Raw genomic sequence first — 14,068 nt, forward strand, 5'->3', positions numbered from 1 at the left:
TTATTATATATATAATCATATATGATTTCAACTATAAATTATTATATGACTGTTCGGCTAAAAAGATCATAAGCAGCAGCAACTGGTCGATCAAGCAATTGTTCTATGAACCTCAATTGGACATTATTTTTTTCTGCTATTCTATCCAATCCGTCAATAACACCCTCAAATAAGTAAGGTTTTAATGTTTTGTTCGTTATATGGCATAAACCGTTGTAAAATGTCTCATTGAATTCTATTTGGATTTTATAAATTCCCGGTTTAGGCAGGAAATAATCATGATCGATTTGCGCTTTAAAAATAAAATTGTTGTCAGCATCCCCTCGTTCCATCGATTTGACTAAACATGAAACACGATAATAATCCCCAAGATAATGAGGTATTTCATTTACAAGGCCTGACTCTAGCAGCTTCCGAATCATGGAGGAGCTTATTTTTTCTTGTTTATATTGGATTTTCGGAATAGTCGTCACATCAAAAAATCCCGTTCCAACGTTTTTCAGCTTCTCCATATTCCCTTTTCCTTTAAAACCATACGTAAAGTCGAAGCCGGCAACGACATGTTTGCACATCAAGCCTTTTAAGTATTGATTCACAAAGTCTTGATCGGATAATTCAGAAAAATTTTTATCGAATTTTACAATATACAGTTTCTCTACCCCTAATTGTGAAAAGATTTCCATTTTGGAAGGAAGCGGCGACAGATAGGAGATAACTTTTCTATCCGTTTCAATGACTTGACTTGGATGTGGAAAAAACGTCATCACGGCAAATGTTAGTTTTTTTACTTGCGCGATTTCTTTCGCTTTTTCAATGATTTTCTTATGTCCTAAATGCACTCCATCAAAGAAGCCGACTGCCATGACACACGGCTCGGGCTTGCATTCCGCTAATACTTTGGAATTGTTAATATAAACGACTTCCATCCATTCACCCCGCGTTGGCATGACTAGCCAAATTTCTATATTTTCCTTCAAAAAATAACAATGGGTCACCTTCCTTCATATAAATGTCAGTCACCTTTCCAATGTATAAAGTGTGGTCGCCGGCAACATGTGTATTGTATACGTCACATAAAATATTTGCTAACGAATTGGGCAGCACCGGTTGATCACCGACCCAATCAAAAGTAACATTTTGTTTCTCTTTTAATTGGCCGGCAAAAAGCATCGATAAATCTTGTTGTTCTTCAGACAAAATATTTACTGTAAATTTTCCTGTCTGCTTAATGATTTCATTCATTTTTGCTTTTTCTCCAATTGAAATGAGAATTAGTTTAGGATCTAAAGAGACAGACATAAATGCATTTGCCGTCATTCCGCGTACTTCCCCATTTAGGGCAGTCGTAATAACAGTGACTCCTGTCGCAAACTTCCCCATTGCATTTCGAAACGTGCGATCATCCATGTTACACACCTCTTTTTACGCTTTTTTATACTTGCCGATTTATCACGATTAATTTTAGCTCCGTCATTTCTTCAATCGCATATTTAATTCCTTCTCTCCCCATTCCGCTCTCTTTCACTCCACCGTATGGCATATGATCGACTCGGAACGTCGGGATATCATTAATCATTACACCGCCTACTTTTAGCTCTTCAGCCGCATATAAAGCATGGTGGATATTTTTTGTATAAATCCCTGCCTGCAGTCCATACCGGGAATCATTTACATACTCAACAGCCTGTTCAATCGATGAAACCTTTTCGATTAACACTACAGGGCCGAAAATTTCTTGACAGGAAACTTTCATATCAGGTTTTGTGTTGAGTAAAACCGTCGGTTCGACAATATTTCCTTTCGCATTTCCCCCTGTTGCAACTATTGCACCTGTTTTTTTAGCTTCTTCGATCCAGCTGATGACACGGATTACATCATGTTCGGAAATCAGCGCTGAAACATCTGTTTGAAAATCCAGCGGATCTCCTGTTGTCAGCTTTTCCGTTTCTTTCACAAATGCATTGACAAACTCATCATATACATGTTCATGTACGTAAATTCTTTGCAGCGAGATGCATACTTGCCCTTGGTTAGAAAAAGCCCCTTTAACACATCTTGGAATGATGCTTTTAACATCAATTCCTTCATCTACGATCAAAGCCGAGTTGGAACCTAACTCAAGCGTGACACGTTTCAAGCCTGCTTTATTTCTGATCTCTTTTCCGACTTGCGGGCTTCCTGTAAACGTAATCATTTTAACCCGCTCATCTTCTACGATTTTTTTGCCAACGATGCTGCCGCTTCCTGTTACAACATTTAATGCACCATCAGGCAGTCCTGCTTCCTGCAATAATTCAGCTATAAAGAAAGCAGATAACGGTGTTTGGGAGGCCGGCTTTAAGACAATCGTATTTCCGGAGGCAATGGCCGGTCCTACTTTATGCGCAACTAGATTCATTGGAAAATTAAACGGAGTGATAGCTCCTATTACACCGATCGGTTCACGAACCGTATAAGCAGTCCGATTTTCCCCGCCGGGCGCCGCATCTAATGATAGTGCCTCACCATGAATTCTTTTTGCCTCTTCAGCCGAAAATTTGTATGTTTGAATGGTTCTTTGCACTTCCTCTAATGCTGTTTTGATTGGCTTCGCCGCCTCTTTTGCAATAATTTCTGCCGCTTCCTCTTTCCTCTTATCTAAAAGCATCACCAGTTTTTCCAAAATATGTCCGCGTTCATGCTTTGGCATTTTCGCCATTTTCAGAAAGGCGTTATGTGCGGCTTCGATCGCTTTTTCAACGTCAGCTTCTGAAGCAATTGGAATTTCTGCAATTACTTTTTTATCATATGGAGAGGAAAGAGGAGCATAATGTTCTGCTCCTACCCAACTTCCATTAATAAACAATTTTCTTTTCATCGTTACCTCTCTTTTCTTACTTAAAATTAAATGACAAAATCAGGTTTTAGCTTTTGCACACTTGGCTCTTTTAGTTCAACTAACTCTCCGCTATGAATATCAAATACTTGTGATGCTTCATTAAACCAGCAGTCCGGTGCTTCATGCCCCCAAAATGTTTGGCGTCTTGGATCATTTATATCCCAGCGAATCGGCAGAAAATCCGGATCGCTTGTCAAGTAATCTCCATTGTATAATTCAATTCGATGTCCATCTGGATCACGCAAATAGAGGAAAAATGCGTTTGAAAGACCATGGCGTCCAGGGCCTCTTTCTATATTTTTCGCATATCCCATAGCCGCTAACACATCACAGGCATGAATGAGACTAAGTTGATCCGACAGCCAAAAGCCGATATGGTGAAGACGAGGGCCGTTTCCATTCATAAACGCCAAATCATGCACATTAGGTTTTCGATGCAGCCATGCAGCCCATAATTCATTATTCTCTGTTTCGGTATACTCAGAGCACGCAAACCCCAGCTCTTTTACGTAAAAGTCATATGCTTTTTGTACATCCGGCACCATGCAATTAAAGTGGTCAATTCGCTGTATTCTTGCTCCTTTATATAAGTCATATCTTTGCAGCAGCCTTTCGACCGTGTCCATTCTGGCAAAAAACTCAACTGGAAGACCTGAAATATCCTGCACACGGAAAGCCCTTTCAACTGCATGCTGATTTTCTATCCATTTTGGATTCATATTTTTTTGTTGAAAATAGTCATATAATTTGTTTAAATCCTCATCGGAATAAACCTTGTAACTGATCGCTTCCACACCAGGCTGCTCTGCTTTTTTCAACACCAGGCTGTGATGATTATGTTCCTCATACCCTCTGAGATATAAATGGTTTTCATCAGCCTCTGTCACAACGAACCCTAAAGCGTTTTCATAAAAATCGCGTGAAGCCTCCAAATTTGTCACCAACAGTACCGCCCTTGCACAACGAATAATATTAAAATCTACCATCTTGAAAGTCCCTCCCTATTAAATTCCCCCGAGAATAGAAAATTTTCAGAAAAATATAGTTCACTAAAATCATATATGATATTGTATATTAAGTCAAGTTCAACTCGCTATGCTGTCATGATCACTTTCACAATTAACGTGTGGCACCTTCATTTATTATTTGTTAAACAGTTGTTACTTTTGTAGCTCCTAAAAATTCACGAACCAAGTCTTTGAAATAATCTTTTTCGTACCCGTCAAAATAAACCATACCCATGCGGACCGGATCTCCAAAGAAATAATATTCATAATGAGTTTGACGGCTACCAAATGCACTCATTGTAATATCCCAAGCTAAACGGAACAACTGAACGCGCTCATAACCATCAATATTTGCTCCTTGCATCGCTCTTCTGACAATATCGCCGATTTCTTCATTATTAAAATCAGCTTCTGTCGGAATGGCCATTAATCCAGAAGCGCCAAGAATCCTTAAGATTTCCACTAAACGAGGGTAAATTCTTGGGTACCAATTTCGAGCAGCATCAAGCGCAGCAAAATCCGGCGTCATTGTTCCCCATTTATCAAGCTTTGCATTATGCTCTGCACGATATAAATGACTGCGCATTGTCTCAAGAGTCAGCATAATTTCTGTTCCTTTATCTTTTACATGCTGAAACTGTTCAATTCCAATAGCCTCCATAATTAAAAGGACAACTCCAAGTATAAATTCAGTTTTCACTACATTTTTGGCAACTACTTGATGCGACATGTGGACAACGGCATTCGTCTCACGGAAGGTTCGGTTGCAAATGGAAGAATTGCCACAGACAAATACCCGTTCCCAAGGAACGAAAACGTTTTCAAATGAAACAATAGCATCTCCTTCTTCAAATCGCGACCCGAGCGGATGATCCCAATGACTTTTTCCATAGTCAAAGGCTTCGCGGCAAATAAATTTTACGCCTGGAGTATTATTTGGAATTGCAAAAGCTAATGAATACGGGTCATCCCCTTCACTTGATTTTTTAACTGTTGAAGGAAAAACTAATATTTCATCCGTTATGCCGCCTTGCGTAGCCAACAAACGAATCCCATCAACAATAATTCCATCTTTATTTTTCTCGACTAAATGCAAGGAAACATTTGCATCCTTTTGCTCATGCTGAGCTTTAGAGCGATTAATCTGCGGATGTATAAGGGTATGTGTTAAAGAAATATCGTTTTCTCTCGCATATTCATAATATTTTCTTGCGTTCTCCGCATACATTGGATCATCTTCTGCGAACAGATCATTCGCTATTCCCATTGCCATCACTTCAGCATTTAAATAATCCGGAGACCGCCCCATCATTCCGGCGGAAGTTCGAGCCCATTCCTGTATTGCTTCGCGTCTTGCAATCAGTTCTTCTTTTGTGGTAGGCTGCATAAATGTTATACCGACTTTTTCTCCTGTTGTTGGTGAAGTATACAGCATCTTATCAGCTTTTTCATATTGAAGATCGTAAAGCTTTGCCATTGATTGAATCACATTTTTCAATGCAGGATGCTCCGTGACGTCATCTACTTTCTCCCCATGAATGTAAACGCTGCTTTTCGCTTTCTTCAAACGCTCAATATACTCTTTTCCAGTTTTTGCAGGCATCTTCATTCCCCCTTAAATAGATTTTTTCATCCACAATTCGATTTACTTTTTTGAATCTTCAAAAATAATATAACATATGATATCATATATGAAAAATATGAAAAAAATTGGTTTTGTATATAAAAAAAATATGCACCTTCACATGAGGTGATCAGATTGATTGACATTAAACAGCTGAAATATTTTGCAGCGATTGTCGAGGAAGGACAAATTACACGCGCGGCGAAAAAGCTGCATATGGCGCAGCCGCCTTTAAGTCATCAGTTGAAGCAATTGGAGGAAACGCTTGGAGTCATTTTATTAGAACGGAACGGAAAAAAACTTGAATTAACGGAATCCGGGAAAATTTTCTACAAAAAAACGAAACAGCTCCTTCATCAATTGAATGATATGATTTTGGAAGTCCAAGAAATAAACGATGGAACGAAAGGCACATTATCAATAGGATGTGTGAAATCATGCTTTTCCTATTTACCCAAAACAATGCGGAAGCTTCTTGAGAAATTCCCCAATGTCAAATTCCATTTAAGAGAAGGAGATACATTCTTAATCAGTGAATTTTTAAAAAGCAGAGAAATAGAGGTAGGGATTATACGATTGCCCATTGATACCGATGAATATCAAACAATAAAACTGCCAAGCGATCCATATGTGGCCGTCATCCCGCAGCATTGGAATTATAAACATCATTCTATTCAAATGAAAGATATAAAAGAAATGCCTTTGCTTCTATTACACCGAATCAGCGGGAAAGGCCAGTATGAAATGGTTGTGAATGAATGCGCGCGGCATGGATTTGAACCAAAAATTTTATGCGAGTGTCCTGATGTAACGATTCTTTTATCATTAGTTGCAGAAGGTGTAGGTGCAACGATTGTCCCAAAATCTGCCGTTTCCAATTTTCAAATTCCAAACATTCAAATGCTGGAAATTGAGGATTCATCCATTACAGCTGAAGCATCGATAATTTTCGAAAAAAATCGGTACCTGTCTAAAAGTGCAGCGAATTTTATTAAGATACTAAAAACTGAATATCCGATTGATGATCAGCTTGGCAGACCGCAGCCAAATAAATAAATAAATAAATGCACACCGAAGAGAATCTTTGTTTGGAATTCATGTCTATTATAGTGGCACAAGGACTTAAAATTGAAATCGAGAGAAGACCTCGACTTAACTAGATTAAAAGGCTGGCTTCTTTTCTCAATATTCTACGGTTGTGTTCGCAAAATATTGGGCGGTGGATAGTTTTCATCAACTAAAAAGTGATGAAGAAATATATTTCCTCATCACTTCTTAGATCCTGTTGTTGCCCATGTCAATTTATACGTAACTTTCTTTTTGGTTCCTTCGTTAACGAGCTTGAATCTGTAACGATCTTTTGGTGAAAATTTCGGTGAATCGAAACGGGTTGTGCCGTTTTTGTTAGCATTGATCGTTTTGATCGTTTTCCAGCTTCCTTTATTATTTTGTTTAATTTGTATATACAGCTTAAATGTTCCTTTTGCTGCACTTGAAGCTTCAATGCGTCCGTATGAGATGGAGACTTTTTTTGTGCTGCTCGTCCACTTTTCTTGATAGCTTGGCGTTTCGACATAATTGGTAAAATAGCCGCTTTTGTATTGAAAAAGAGAAAGACCTGCTGCTTTTTTCGGAGCTGCTCCAAAACTAGCAAAACCAAAAAGTATTAAGACAACAGCTATTGCACCTATTATGAAGTTCTTTTTCATTATGAATATTCCTCCTATCCCATCAATATCCAGATTGATTATAATATGGGTGGGTCATAAATACATCCTCCGAATGAACTAACATAATTTAGTAGAAAGAACCGATTTTTGAAGAATAGTATCTTTCAATCTATGAATGACAAATTGCTGCTTCTCAATCAACACACGGAGGAAAAATTGAAGGGCATGAAATAGTGCTAAATGTCCAGAAGTCCTGATTACGGAGAAAAGCGCTTTTAGGTTTTAAGTTGTTTTCAGCTGACAGGGGCACTAGGACATATCGCCTAGTGAGAAAATCATCCTTTCAGCAAACAGACAAACTTGTCCAAAACGTTTGAATCGCTGCGCCCATTTATAACTGTGCTCCGACAAACTTGTATTAGATGTTATGAAACTGATCCAAAAGCGGGAAAGCTCGCAGCCTGTATTGTTAACGCGCCGTTAAGAGGTAAATTGCAAAATCAACAGAGGTTTTGTGGACAAGCAGCCTTGATAACCTTCTTTGTTTTCCTAGATAACAATTGGGAAAATCTCCATGCTCAACTTTAGATCGGTCAATCGCTTACTTCCATTTTTCTCACATGAAAGACACCTTTAGAATACGTGCAGCACAATTTCTTCCATAATAGATTCCGCCTTGATGTAAAATATATGTTTGGAGGATAAATACATGAAACCAAAGGTGATAGTATATAAAAAATTGCCTGAAGATATTTTAAACAGTTTGAAACAAGTATGTGAGATCAAATATTACGCCGACAGTGAAGACCATTCTATATTCTTGCATGACTTACATGACGCTGAAGGGATGATTGGCGCAGGAATGCGAATCGATCAGCATTTTTTAAAGCAAGCTCCAAAATTGCGAATTGTCAGCAATGTTTCCGTTGGATATGACAATTTAGACATTCAGGAATTAACGAAACGAAACATTATGGCAACCAATACACCTGATGTTTTAAATGAAACAACGGCTGATGCAATTTTTGGGCTGCTCCTTATAACAGCTAGAAGAATGGCGGAGTTAGATCGTTACGTAAAAGAAGGCAAATGGGAAGCCCCAATTGGAGAAAATTTATTTGGTGTTGACGTTCATCATAAAACACTTGGGATTATTGGCATGGGGAAAATCGGCACCGCCATTGCCAAACGAGCACATTTCGGTTTTGGCATGAACATTTTATATCATAACCGATCCCGTAATCAATTTGCAGAGGAACAATTTCATGCCACCTATTGCGAGCTTGAGGACTTACTAAAACAATCAGACTTTGTCTGCCTCATGACGCCGTTAACATCAGAAACAAAGCATTTAATCAGGCTAAAACAATTTCAATTGATGAAACGAAGCGCCATTTTCATCAACGGTTCAAGGGGCCAGACCGTCAACGAAAAAGACCTTATTTACGCGCTCCAAAACAAACTCATTTTAGGTGCCGGGCTTGATGTATTTGAACAAGAACCTGTCCCGAAAGATCACCCTCTGTTAAAAATGAATAATGTCGTCACATTACCGCATATCGGCTCAGCAACTTATGAAACGCGGTATGCAATGGCAAAACTGGCGGCGGAAAATTTAATAAAGGGGCTGAAAGGATTATGTCCGCCCAATTTAATAAATCAAGAAGTGATGCGAAAGTGAATTGCTAATTTCAAACATTGACCATCGGAAACACTCCTTTCCAAAAAATCTTTTCAAAGAAAAAAGCGTTCTCCACGGAGGCGCTTTTTTTCTTTGAAAACATAAAATGTGAGTCCTTAAACTGCTGCTTGCTGAAACCTGGATAAATAATGATTCATTCAAGCCGTTCTAAGTTCAGCCTTTAGCTCCAGGCTGAGGAGGCTCGCACTCTTTTTGCAATGAGCTGCTTTTTCTGTTATATTTCATTCGCTGCTGATGATTGTGCTGAAATAATCAAATCGTTTTCTTAAAGCATTCAGCAGTCATGGATGCTAGTTTTTATTTGCAGATCGAACGTTGGATGATCTGCTTTATTTACGTATTTAGTTAAATAATTCGTGAAATGGAATTTTTTTAAAAAGATACTTTTTACAAAAATGTCATTTATGTTAATATAAAAAAAGATATTTCTATTTTCCGGTCATCAGATGACCCGTTTATCTGTTGTCAGAAAATTTAATAAAATGAAAGGAGGCGGACAAAGCTCTAAATGAACTGAAAGCTTCGTGAAAATGAAAGCGTTTAAACAATTCGATTTTATAACGAAAAATTTAAAGAGGGGGAGAAAGCCATGGTCAAGGGTAAATGGAAAATATTGATTGCCAGTTTAGTAGGAAGTGCGATTGAATGGTTTGACTACTTTCTTTATGGAACAGTTGCATCATTAGTTTTTAACCAATTGTTTTTTGTTAATGAAGACCCTACAGTCGGATTATTAATTGCCTATACTTCTTTTGCTTTAGCGTTTTTCCTCAGACCTGTTGGCGGAATTATTTTCAGCCATATTGGCGACAGGTTAGGAAGAAAGAAAACATTGGTTTTAACCCTTAGCTTAATGGGAATTGCCACATTTGGCATGGGGGTAATGCCTACGTATCAAGTGATCGGAATTTGGGCTCCTATCTTTTTGACTCTGTTGCGTTTCATACAAGGTTTAGCTCTTGGCGGAGAATGGGGAGGCTCTGTTTTACTAGCTGTTGAATATGCTTCAAAAAATAATAGAGGTTTTTTTGGAAGTGTACCTCAAATGGGAATTTCTTTAGGATTGATTTTAGGCACCCTTGCCCTTTCAATTATGTCACTTTTGCCGCATGATCAATTTATGTCATGGGGCTGGCGTGTTCCATTTCTGTTAAGTGCATTGCTTGTAATTTTCGGGCTGTGGATTAGAAAAGGAATTGATGAGACGCCTGCCTTTAAAAAAGCTCAACAAGAAGGAGAGGTTGCTAAAATTCCATTGGTAGACACTCTTCGCTACCATTGGAAAGAGGTTTTAATTGCGATGGGTGCAAAAGTCGTGGAAACTGCACCGTTTTATATATTTGGTACGTTTATTGTATCGTATGCCACTTCAACTTTGAATTTTGATAATACAGATGCATTAAATGCTGTACTGATAGGCTCTATCGTAGCTACAATCGTCATTCCGCTCGTCGGAAGCTTATCAGATCGAATCGGACGAAAAACGATTTATATTAGCGGAATTATACTCACTATTTTATATGCGTTCCCATATTTTTGGATGCTTCAACAAAATTCGGTGTTTTTATTAATTTTAGCAACGGTGATCGGCCTAGGCGTTATTTGGGGATCTGTGAATGCAGTTCTCGGCACAATGATTTCAGAAATTTTTTCGGCCAAAGTTCGATATACGGGAATATCTCTAGGCTATCAGCTTGGGGCTGCAGTTGCCGGAGGGACCGCACCGTTAATTGCAACCGCTTTATTAGTGGAATTTAACAATTCCTACATTCCTGTTGCCATTTATATTATTTTCGCTGCATTGATCAGCTTCATAGCTATTTGGTCTGTAAAAGATGGAGCGAATAGAGAGCTGAATGATAAAATACAAATAAAGGCTTAAGAAAATTACAAAGCCCAGATTATTCCATTCCATGTGGATAATCTGGGCTTTATTTCTCACCATACTTGGGGTTGTTAATATAAAAATGAATAATTTTTCCATTAATAGGTATAAAAAAGCGAAAACTCTAGTATCGTAATTGTTGACTAGACAAACTAATTTATCAAATCTATGCTGCCATTACCATCTTTTTTATGGTTTCTATGCCTTCTGATGAAGTGCCTGCTGTTTTTCCAACCCAAGCAGCACCTCCATGCATTCTTTGTCCCATTTGCTTTTGGAAAAAATAAAATAAAACTCATCAAAAAGGGGGGATGGATACCGAAACAACGCACATCTTTTCTTTCGTATCCGCCTAGAAACGGGAAGGAAATTTGTCACCCCCGCCTTTTGATAATGAACCTTTTATTTTGCAATCTTCCTTATTTTTCATACTTCACAAACGGATCAGCAATGGTAATTTTTTGCGCTTCTGCATCGCTGGTGCCTACATATAGATCAGCTGTTCCATCCCCTTTTCTGATTAAACCGCCGCTGAAAACTACATTGACAAGGTCAGGCCGCTTGGCAGCGCCTTTCAAAAAATGGGATCTCGTTGCAATGAGTTCCATATCAGAAAATTTCATTGTATCAGGATCTAATACAAACACCATCGGATAATAATGGCGGTTCCCTTGTTCATCTTTGCTTGCTATATGTCCGAGCACACCAATCAGACCGTTAGAAAGCAAATGCAGTTCGTTTGCTCCTCCCCATTCTTCATCCGTAAATTGGCCCTCTAAAAGCGTGGCTTTTTCGAGATTTTCGGGATTAAGATCATCAAGAGTCGGTATTCGGATAAACCCAATTTTGCCGAGACCGCCTTTTTCGCCTTGAGGCCTCGTCAACACTCCAATTGATCCGTCTTTTAATTCAATCACTCTGATATCCTTCATGCCTTCAGGACCTTTAGCGAATTTTTCTAAATCTGCAATATTTTTCCCTTTATAAAAAAGCGTTCTCCACCAAAGTGAGCTTTTAAAAGTGGGATGCGGAAAAATTTCAACTCCGCCAAAAACTAAATCTCCGCCAATTCTCGTCACGAACGGATCCTGCAGCTGAAATTTCGGCGCTCCTTCTTTCGGAATCCACTTTCCATCCCGATTTACAAAGAAATATACTTCTGAATGCTCGCTGTTTCGAGGCTCTACTCTACCAGCTATGACAAGTTCCCCATCATCTAAAAACGGCGCCGAGATATTATATACGTCCCTATTTCCTACACCTTTGAAAATTAACTTTTGTGGATTGATCGGCTGAGGAGCATTTTCAAATTCTTTTAGCAGCTTAGCGCTTGACTTAATGCCCGTTTTCTCCAACCGCACAAAAGCTCCCTCCACACTTTTGCATTTCTGTTTCTAGCAAAGATTTTCTGATGTTTTATCATATTCAATTCCAATGATGCTTGACAATGATGTGTAACGGGGGAAAAATATTTTACAAATGGATTCATCATATTATTTACCTTTTCAAAAGAATTCTTTTAATTATTTTACATAACAAAAGTATTTCGTCAATTATATCATTTACAAAGATCAGCAAATTATTTATATGCCCTGCCCTATTTCAAATAAAACATTTTCAAAGTTTTTCCATTATTTCTTCAAGAGAAATTTCCGCACCTGCAACCGATTGATCCGATGCACCATAATAAATCCGAACTGTACCATTTTCCGTCAAAGCTCCGCATGTAAATACAACTTGACCGAAGAATCCGTTCATTTCATAATCCGCTTCAGGCTTTAAAATGGGTTCCTCCGTCTTAGCTAACATTTTCCCAGGATCATTCAAATCTAGAAGCAAAGCACCTAAAGAATAGCAGTCGTTTTGATCAGCGCCATGATAAATAGCCAACCAGCCTCTATCGGTTTTAAACGGAACTGCTCCCCCGCCAATGCGGCAGCTGTCCCATCCTTTTTCGCTAAGACTAAGCAAATGCCGATGATTTCCCCAATATAAAAGATTGTCCGATTCAGCAATCCATATTTCCGGTCTGCCGATTCCTTTCGGTACAGGTCGATGCAGCGCATAGTACTTGCCATTAATTTTTTCAGGAAAAATGGCCACATCTTTGTTTTCAGGATGAAAAATTAACCCTAGCCGCCTGCATGTTTTAAAATCAGTTGTTGAGGCAAGCCCCACTCCAATGCCTTCAGGCGACACTGCGCTGTACTGAATGTAAAAAGATGCACCAATCTTAGTAATTCTTGGGTCTTCAATTCCCCATGCTTCACGTTCAGTTTCCGGATACATGAAAGGTTTATCATCAATGGTGAAATTCCGTCCGTCTTTGCTGCGGGCAAGTCGAAAATAAGATAAAGATGTGACATAGGCAGCTCTATGCATGGAATCACTGTAAAAAATCATTCTTGGGTCAGAAAAATCATATCTTTTGTCATTTTTTTGCAATTCCATCTCTTTCAGCTTTCCTTTTCCTGAAGAAAAATCGATATAAGAAATTTTCACGACATTTGGATCAGTACAGACAGGACGTTCAGCAACGCGCAGCAATAAAAGCACTTCGCCGTTCAACTGGGCAACACCAGCATTAAAAACTCCTATTACTTCATGTCCACGGTGAAAAGGTTTTACATCGTCCGGAGCAATCAGTGGATTTTCTGGAAAACGAAAAACTTTCACAACCAATGCCTCCTGTTTTAAAAAAATCTAGGAAGTTTTTTGAATTGCCATGTTATTTTTCTTCAATGTCCCCTTTTCAATTCCTGTTACCAATTGTGATCGAATGTTAAACAATCCATGATCAACGTTTGAATTATCTATCCAAAGAACATCTCATTTATACAGCGTCGCTAATATAAATATTCAGAATAAAAATCAAGGTTGATATGGCAATTTTCAATCAAAGGTAAGAGTTAAAGCATGAAATCCAGCTGTCCAAAAATCCACAAACACCTCTTGAATGGATTGGCAAGGCAAAACGCAGCACTTATGTATTGAAAGATGAGCCATTATTTTTATGGTGACAAAACAAACGAAAGATTGACATACTGCATAATGACAGGGATGGTTATCAAGGAGTGTACAGAGCAAATTCAAACAAAATTCTCTATATAAAAATGACAGTCCGATGGGTTCCTAAAATGAAGGATTGGGGAGGAATACTACTGTGAAGGACAAAAATAATCGAATAAAATTTGTAAATGTCCTTCATAGAGGCAATGAAGTCCAACAAGAAGCAATTGTATGTGCTGAATGTCCATCATAAAACTTTTGAAGAACGTAATTCAGAAAGAGAACATCAGAAA

At 38.4% G+C, this 14,068-nt stretch carries 11 protein-coding genes; 3 read left to right on the forward strand and 8 right to left on the reverse strand.

Translation table 11 applies throughout. From position 1 onward, the window contains the following. Positions 1-41: 41 nt before the first annotated feature. The 5 genes from NSU02_RS18010 to hpaB all read right to left on the reverse strand — a co-directional run bounded on the left by NSU02_RS18010 (position 42) and on the right by hpaB (position 5,488). A complete protein-coding gene (locus tag NSU02_RS18010; RefSeq protein WP_158640170.1) occupies positions 42-926 on the reverse strand; it encodes an FAD synthetase family protein in 885 nt (294 codons plus the stop codon). 4 nt (positions 927-930) lie between these two features. Next, positions 931-1,407 carry a flavin reductase family protein gene (locus NSU02_RS18015; protein ID WP_144597410.1) on the reverse strand — a complete coding sequence of 159 codons (477 nt, stop codon included), beginning with the start codon at positions 1,405-1,407 and terminating at the stop codon, positions 931-933. Between the two features lie 25 nt (positions 1,408-1,432). Further along, positions 1,433-2,857: an aldehyde dehydrogenase family protein gene (locus NSU02_RS18020; protein ID WP_144597408.1), complete on the reverse strand. Its 1,425-nt coding sequence runs from the start codon at positions 2,855-2,857 to the stop codon at positions 1,433-1,435. 26 nt (positions 2,858-2,883) lie between these two features. Continuing rightward, positions 2,884-3,864 carry a 3,4-dihydroxyphenylacetate 2,3-dioxygenase gene (hpaD, locus tag NSU02_RS18025; protein WP_063388855.1) on the reverse strand — a complete coding sequence of 327 codons (981 nt, stop codon included), beginning with the start codon at positions 3,862-3,864 and terminating at the stop codon, positions 2,884-2,886. Positions 3,865-4,027: 163 nt separating this feature from the next. Next, positions 4,028-5,488, reverse strand: a complete 1,461-nt coding sequence (hpaB, locus tag NSU02_RS18030; protein WP_063388856.1) for a 4-hydroxyphenylacetate 3-monooxygenase, oxygenase component — start codon at positions 5,486-5,488, stop codon at positions 4,028-4,030. A gap of 156 nt (positions 5,489-5,644) precedes the next feature. Between hpaB and NSU02_RS18035 the strand changes: the two genes are divergently transcribed. Further along, a complete protein-coding gene (locus NSU02_RS18035; protein WP_063388857.1) occupies positions 5,645-6,565 on the forward strand; it encodes a LysR family transcriptional regulator in 921 nt (306 codons plus the stop codon). A gap of 212 nt (positions 6,566-6,777) precedes the next feature. Here the strand turns inward: NSU02_RS18035 and NSU02_RS18040 are convergent, their stop codons facing one another. Next, positions 6,778-7,218, reverse strand: a complete 441-nt coding sequence (locus tag NSU02_RS18040; protein ID WP_339193471.1) for a hypothetical protein — start codon at positions 7,216-7,218, stop codon at positions 6,778-6,780. Between the two features lie 670 nt (positions 7,219-7,888). Here NSU02_RS18040 and NSU02_RS18045 point away from each other — a divergent pair. Next, positions 7,889-8,860 carry a D-glycerate dehydrogenase gene (locus NSU02_RS18045; RefSeq protein WP_339193473.1) on the forward strand — a complete coding sequence of 324 codons (972 nt, stop codon included), beginning with the start codon at positions 7,889-7,891 and terminating at the stop codon, positions 8,858-8,860. Positions 8,861-9,470: 610 nt separating this feature from the next. Next, positions 9,471-10,763, forward strand: coding sequence for an MFS transporter (locus tag NSU02_RS18050; protein WP_066252165.1), 1,293 nt, complete (start codon positions 9,471-9,473; stop codon positions 10,761-10,763). A 422-nt stretch (positions 10,764-11,185) separates the two neighbouring features. Here NSU02_RS18050 and NSU02_RS18055 read toward each other — a convergent pair whose 3' ends face one another. Beyond that, on the reverse strand, positions 11,186-12,127 hold the full coding sequence (locus NSU02_RS18055; RefSeq protein WP_063388861.1) for a DUF1861 family protein: 942 nt from the start codon (positions 12,125-12,127) through the stop codon (positions 11,186-11,188). Positions 12,128-12,383: 256 nt separating this feature from the next. Next, positions 12,384-13,442 (reverse strand): glycoside hydrolase family 130 protein, encoded by a 1,059-nt coding sequence (locus NSU02_RS18060; protein ID WP_327848109.1) that lies wholly within the window; start codon positions 13,440-13,442, stop codon positions 12,384-12,386. Positions 13,443-14,068: the final 626 nt, after the last annotated feature.

The organism is Aeribacillus sp. FSL W8-0870 (assembly GCF_037963755.1).
GTDB lineage: Bacteria > Bacillota > Bacilli > Bacillales > Aeribacillaceae > Aeribacillus > Aeribacillus composti.

Coding starts and splice junctions, on each gene's coding strand:
- NSU02_RS18010 (WP_158640170.1), bottom strand. CDS start 926: ATGGAAGTCGTTTATATTAACAATTCCAAAGTATTAGCGGAATGCAAG.
- NSU02_RS18015 (WP_144597410.1), bottom strand. CDS start 1,407: ATGGATGATCGCACGTTTCGAAATGCAATGGGGAAGTTTGCGACAGGA.
- NSU02_RS18020 (WP_144597408.1), bottom strand. CDS start 2,857: ATGAAAAGAAAATTGTTTATTAATGGAAGTTGGGTAGGAGCAGAACAT.
- hpaD (WP_063388855.1), bottom strand. CDS start 3,864: ATGGTAGATTTTAATATTATTCGTTGTGCAAGGGCGGTACTGTTGGTG.
- hpaB (WP_063388856.1), bottom strand. CDS start 5,488: ATGCCTGCAAAAACTGGAAAAGAGTATATTGAGCGTTTGAAGAAAGCG.
- NSU02_RS18040 (WP_339193471.1), bottom strand. CDS start 7,218: ATGAAAAAGAACTTCATAATAGGTGCAATAGCTGTTGTCTTAATACTT.
- NSU02_RS18045 (WP_339193473.1), top strand. CDS start 7,889: ATGAAACCAAAGGTGATAGTATATAAAAAATTGCCTGAAGATATTTTA.
- NSU02_RS18050 (WP_066252165.1), top strand. CDS start 9,471: ATGGTCAAGGGTAAATGGAAAATATTGATTGCCAGTTTAGTAGGAAGT.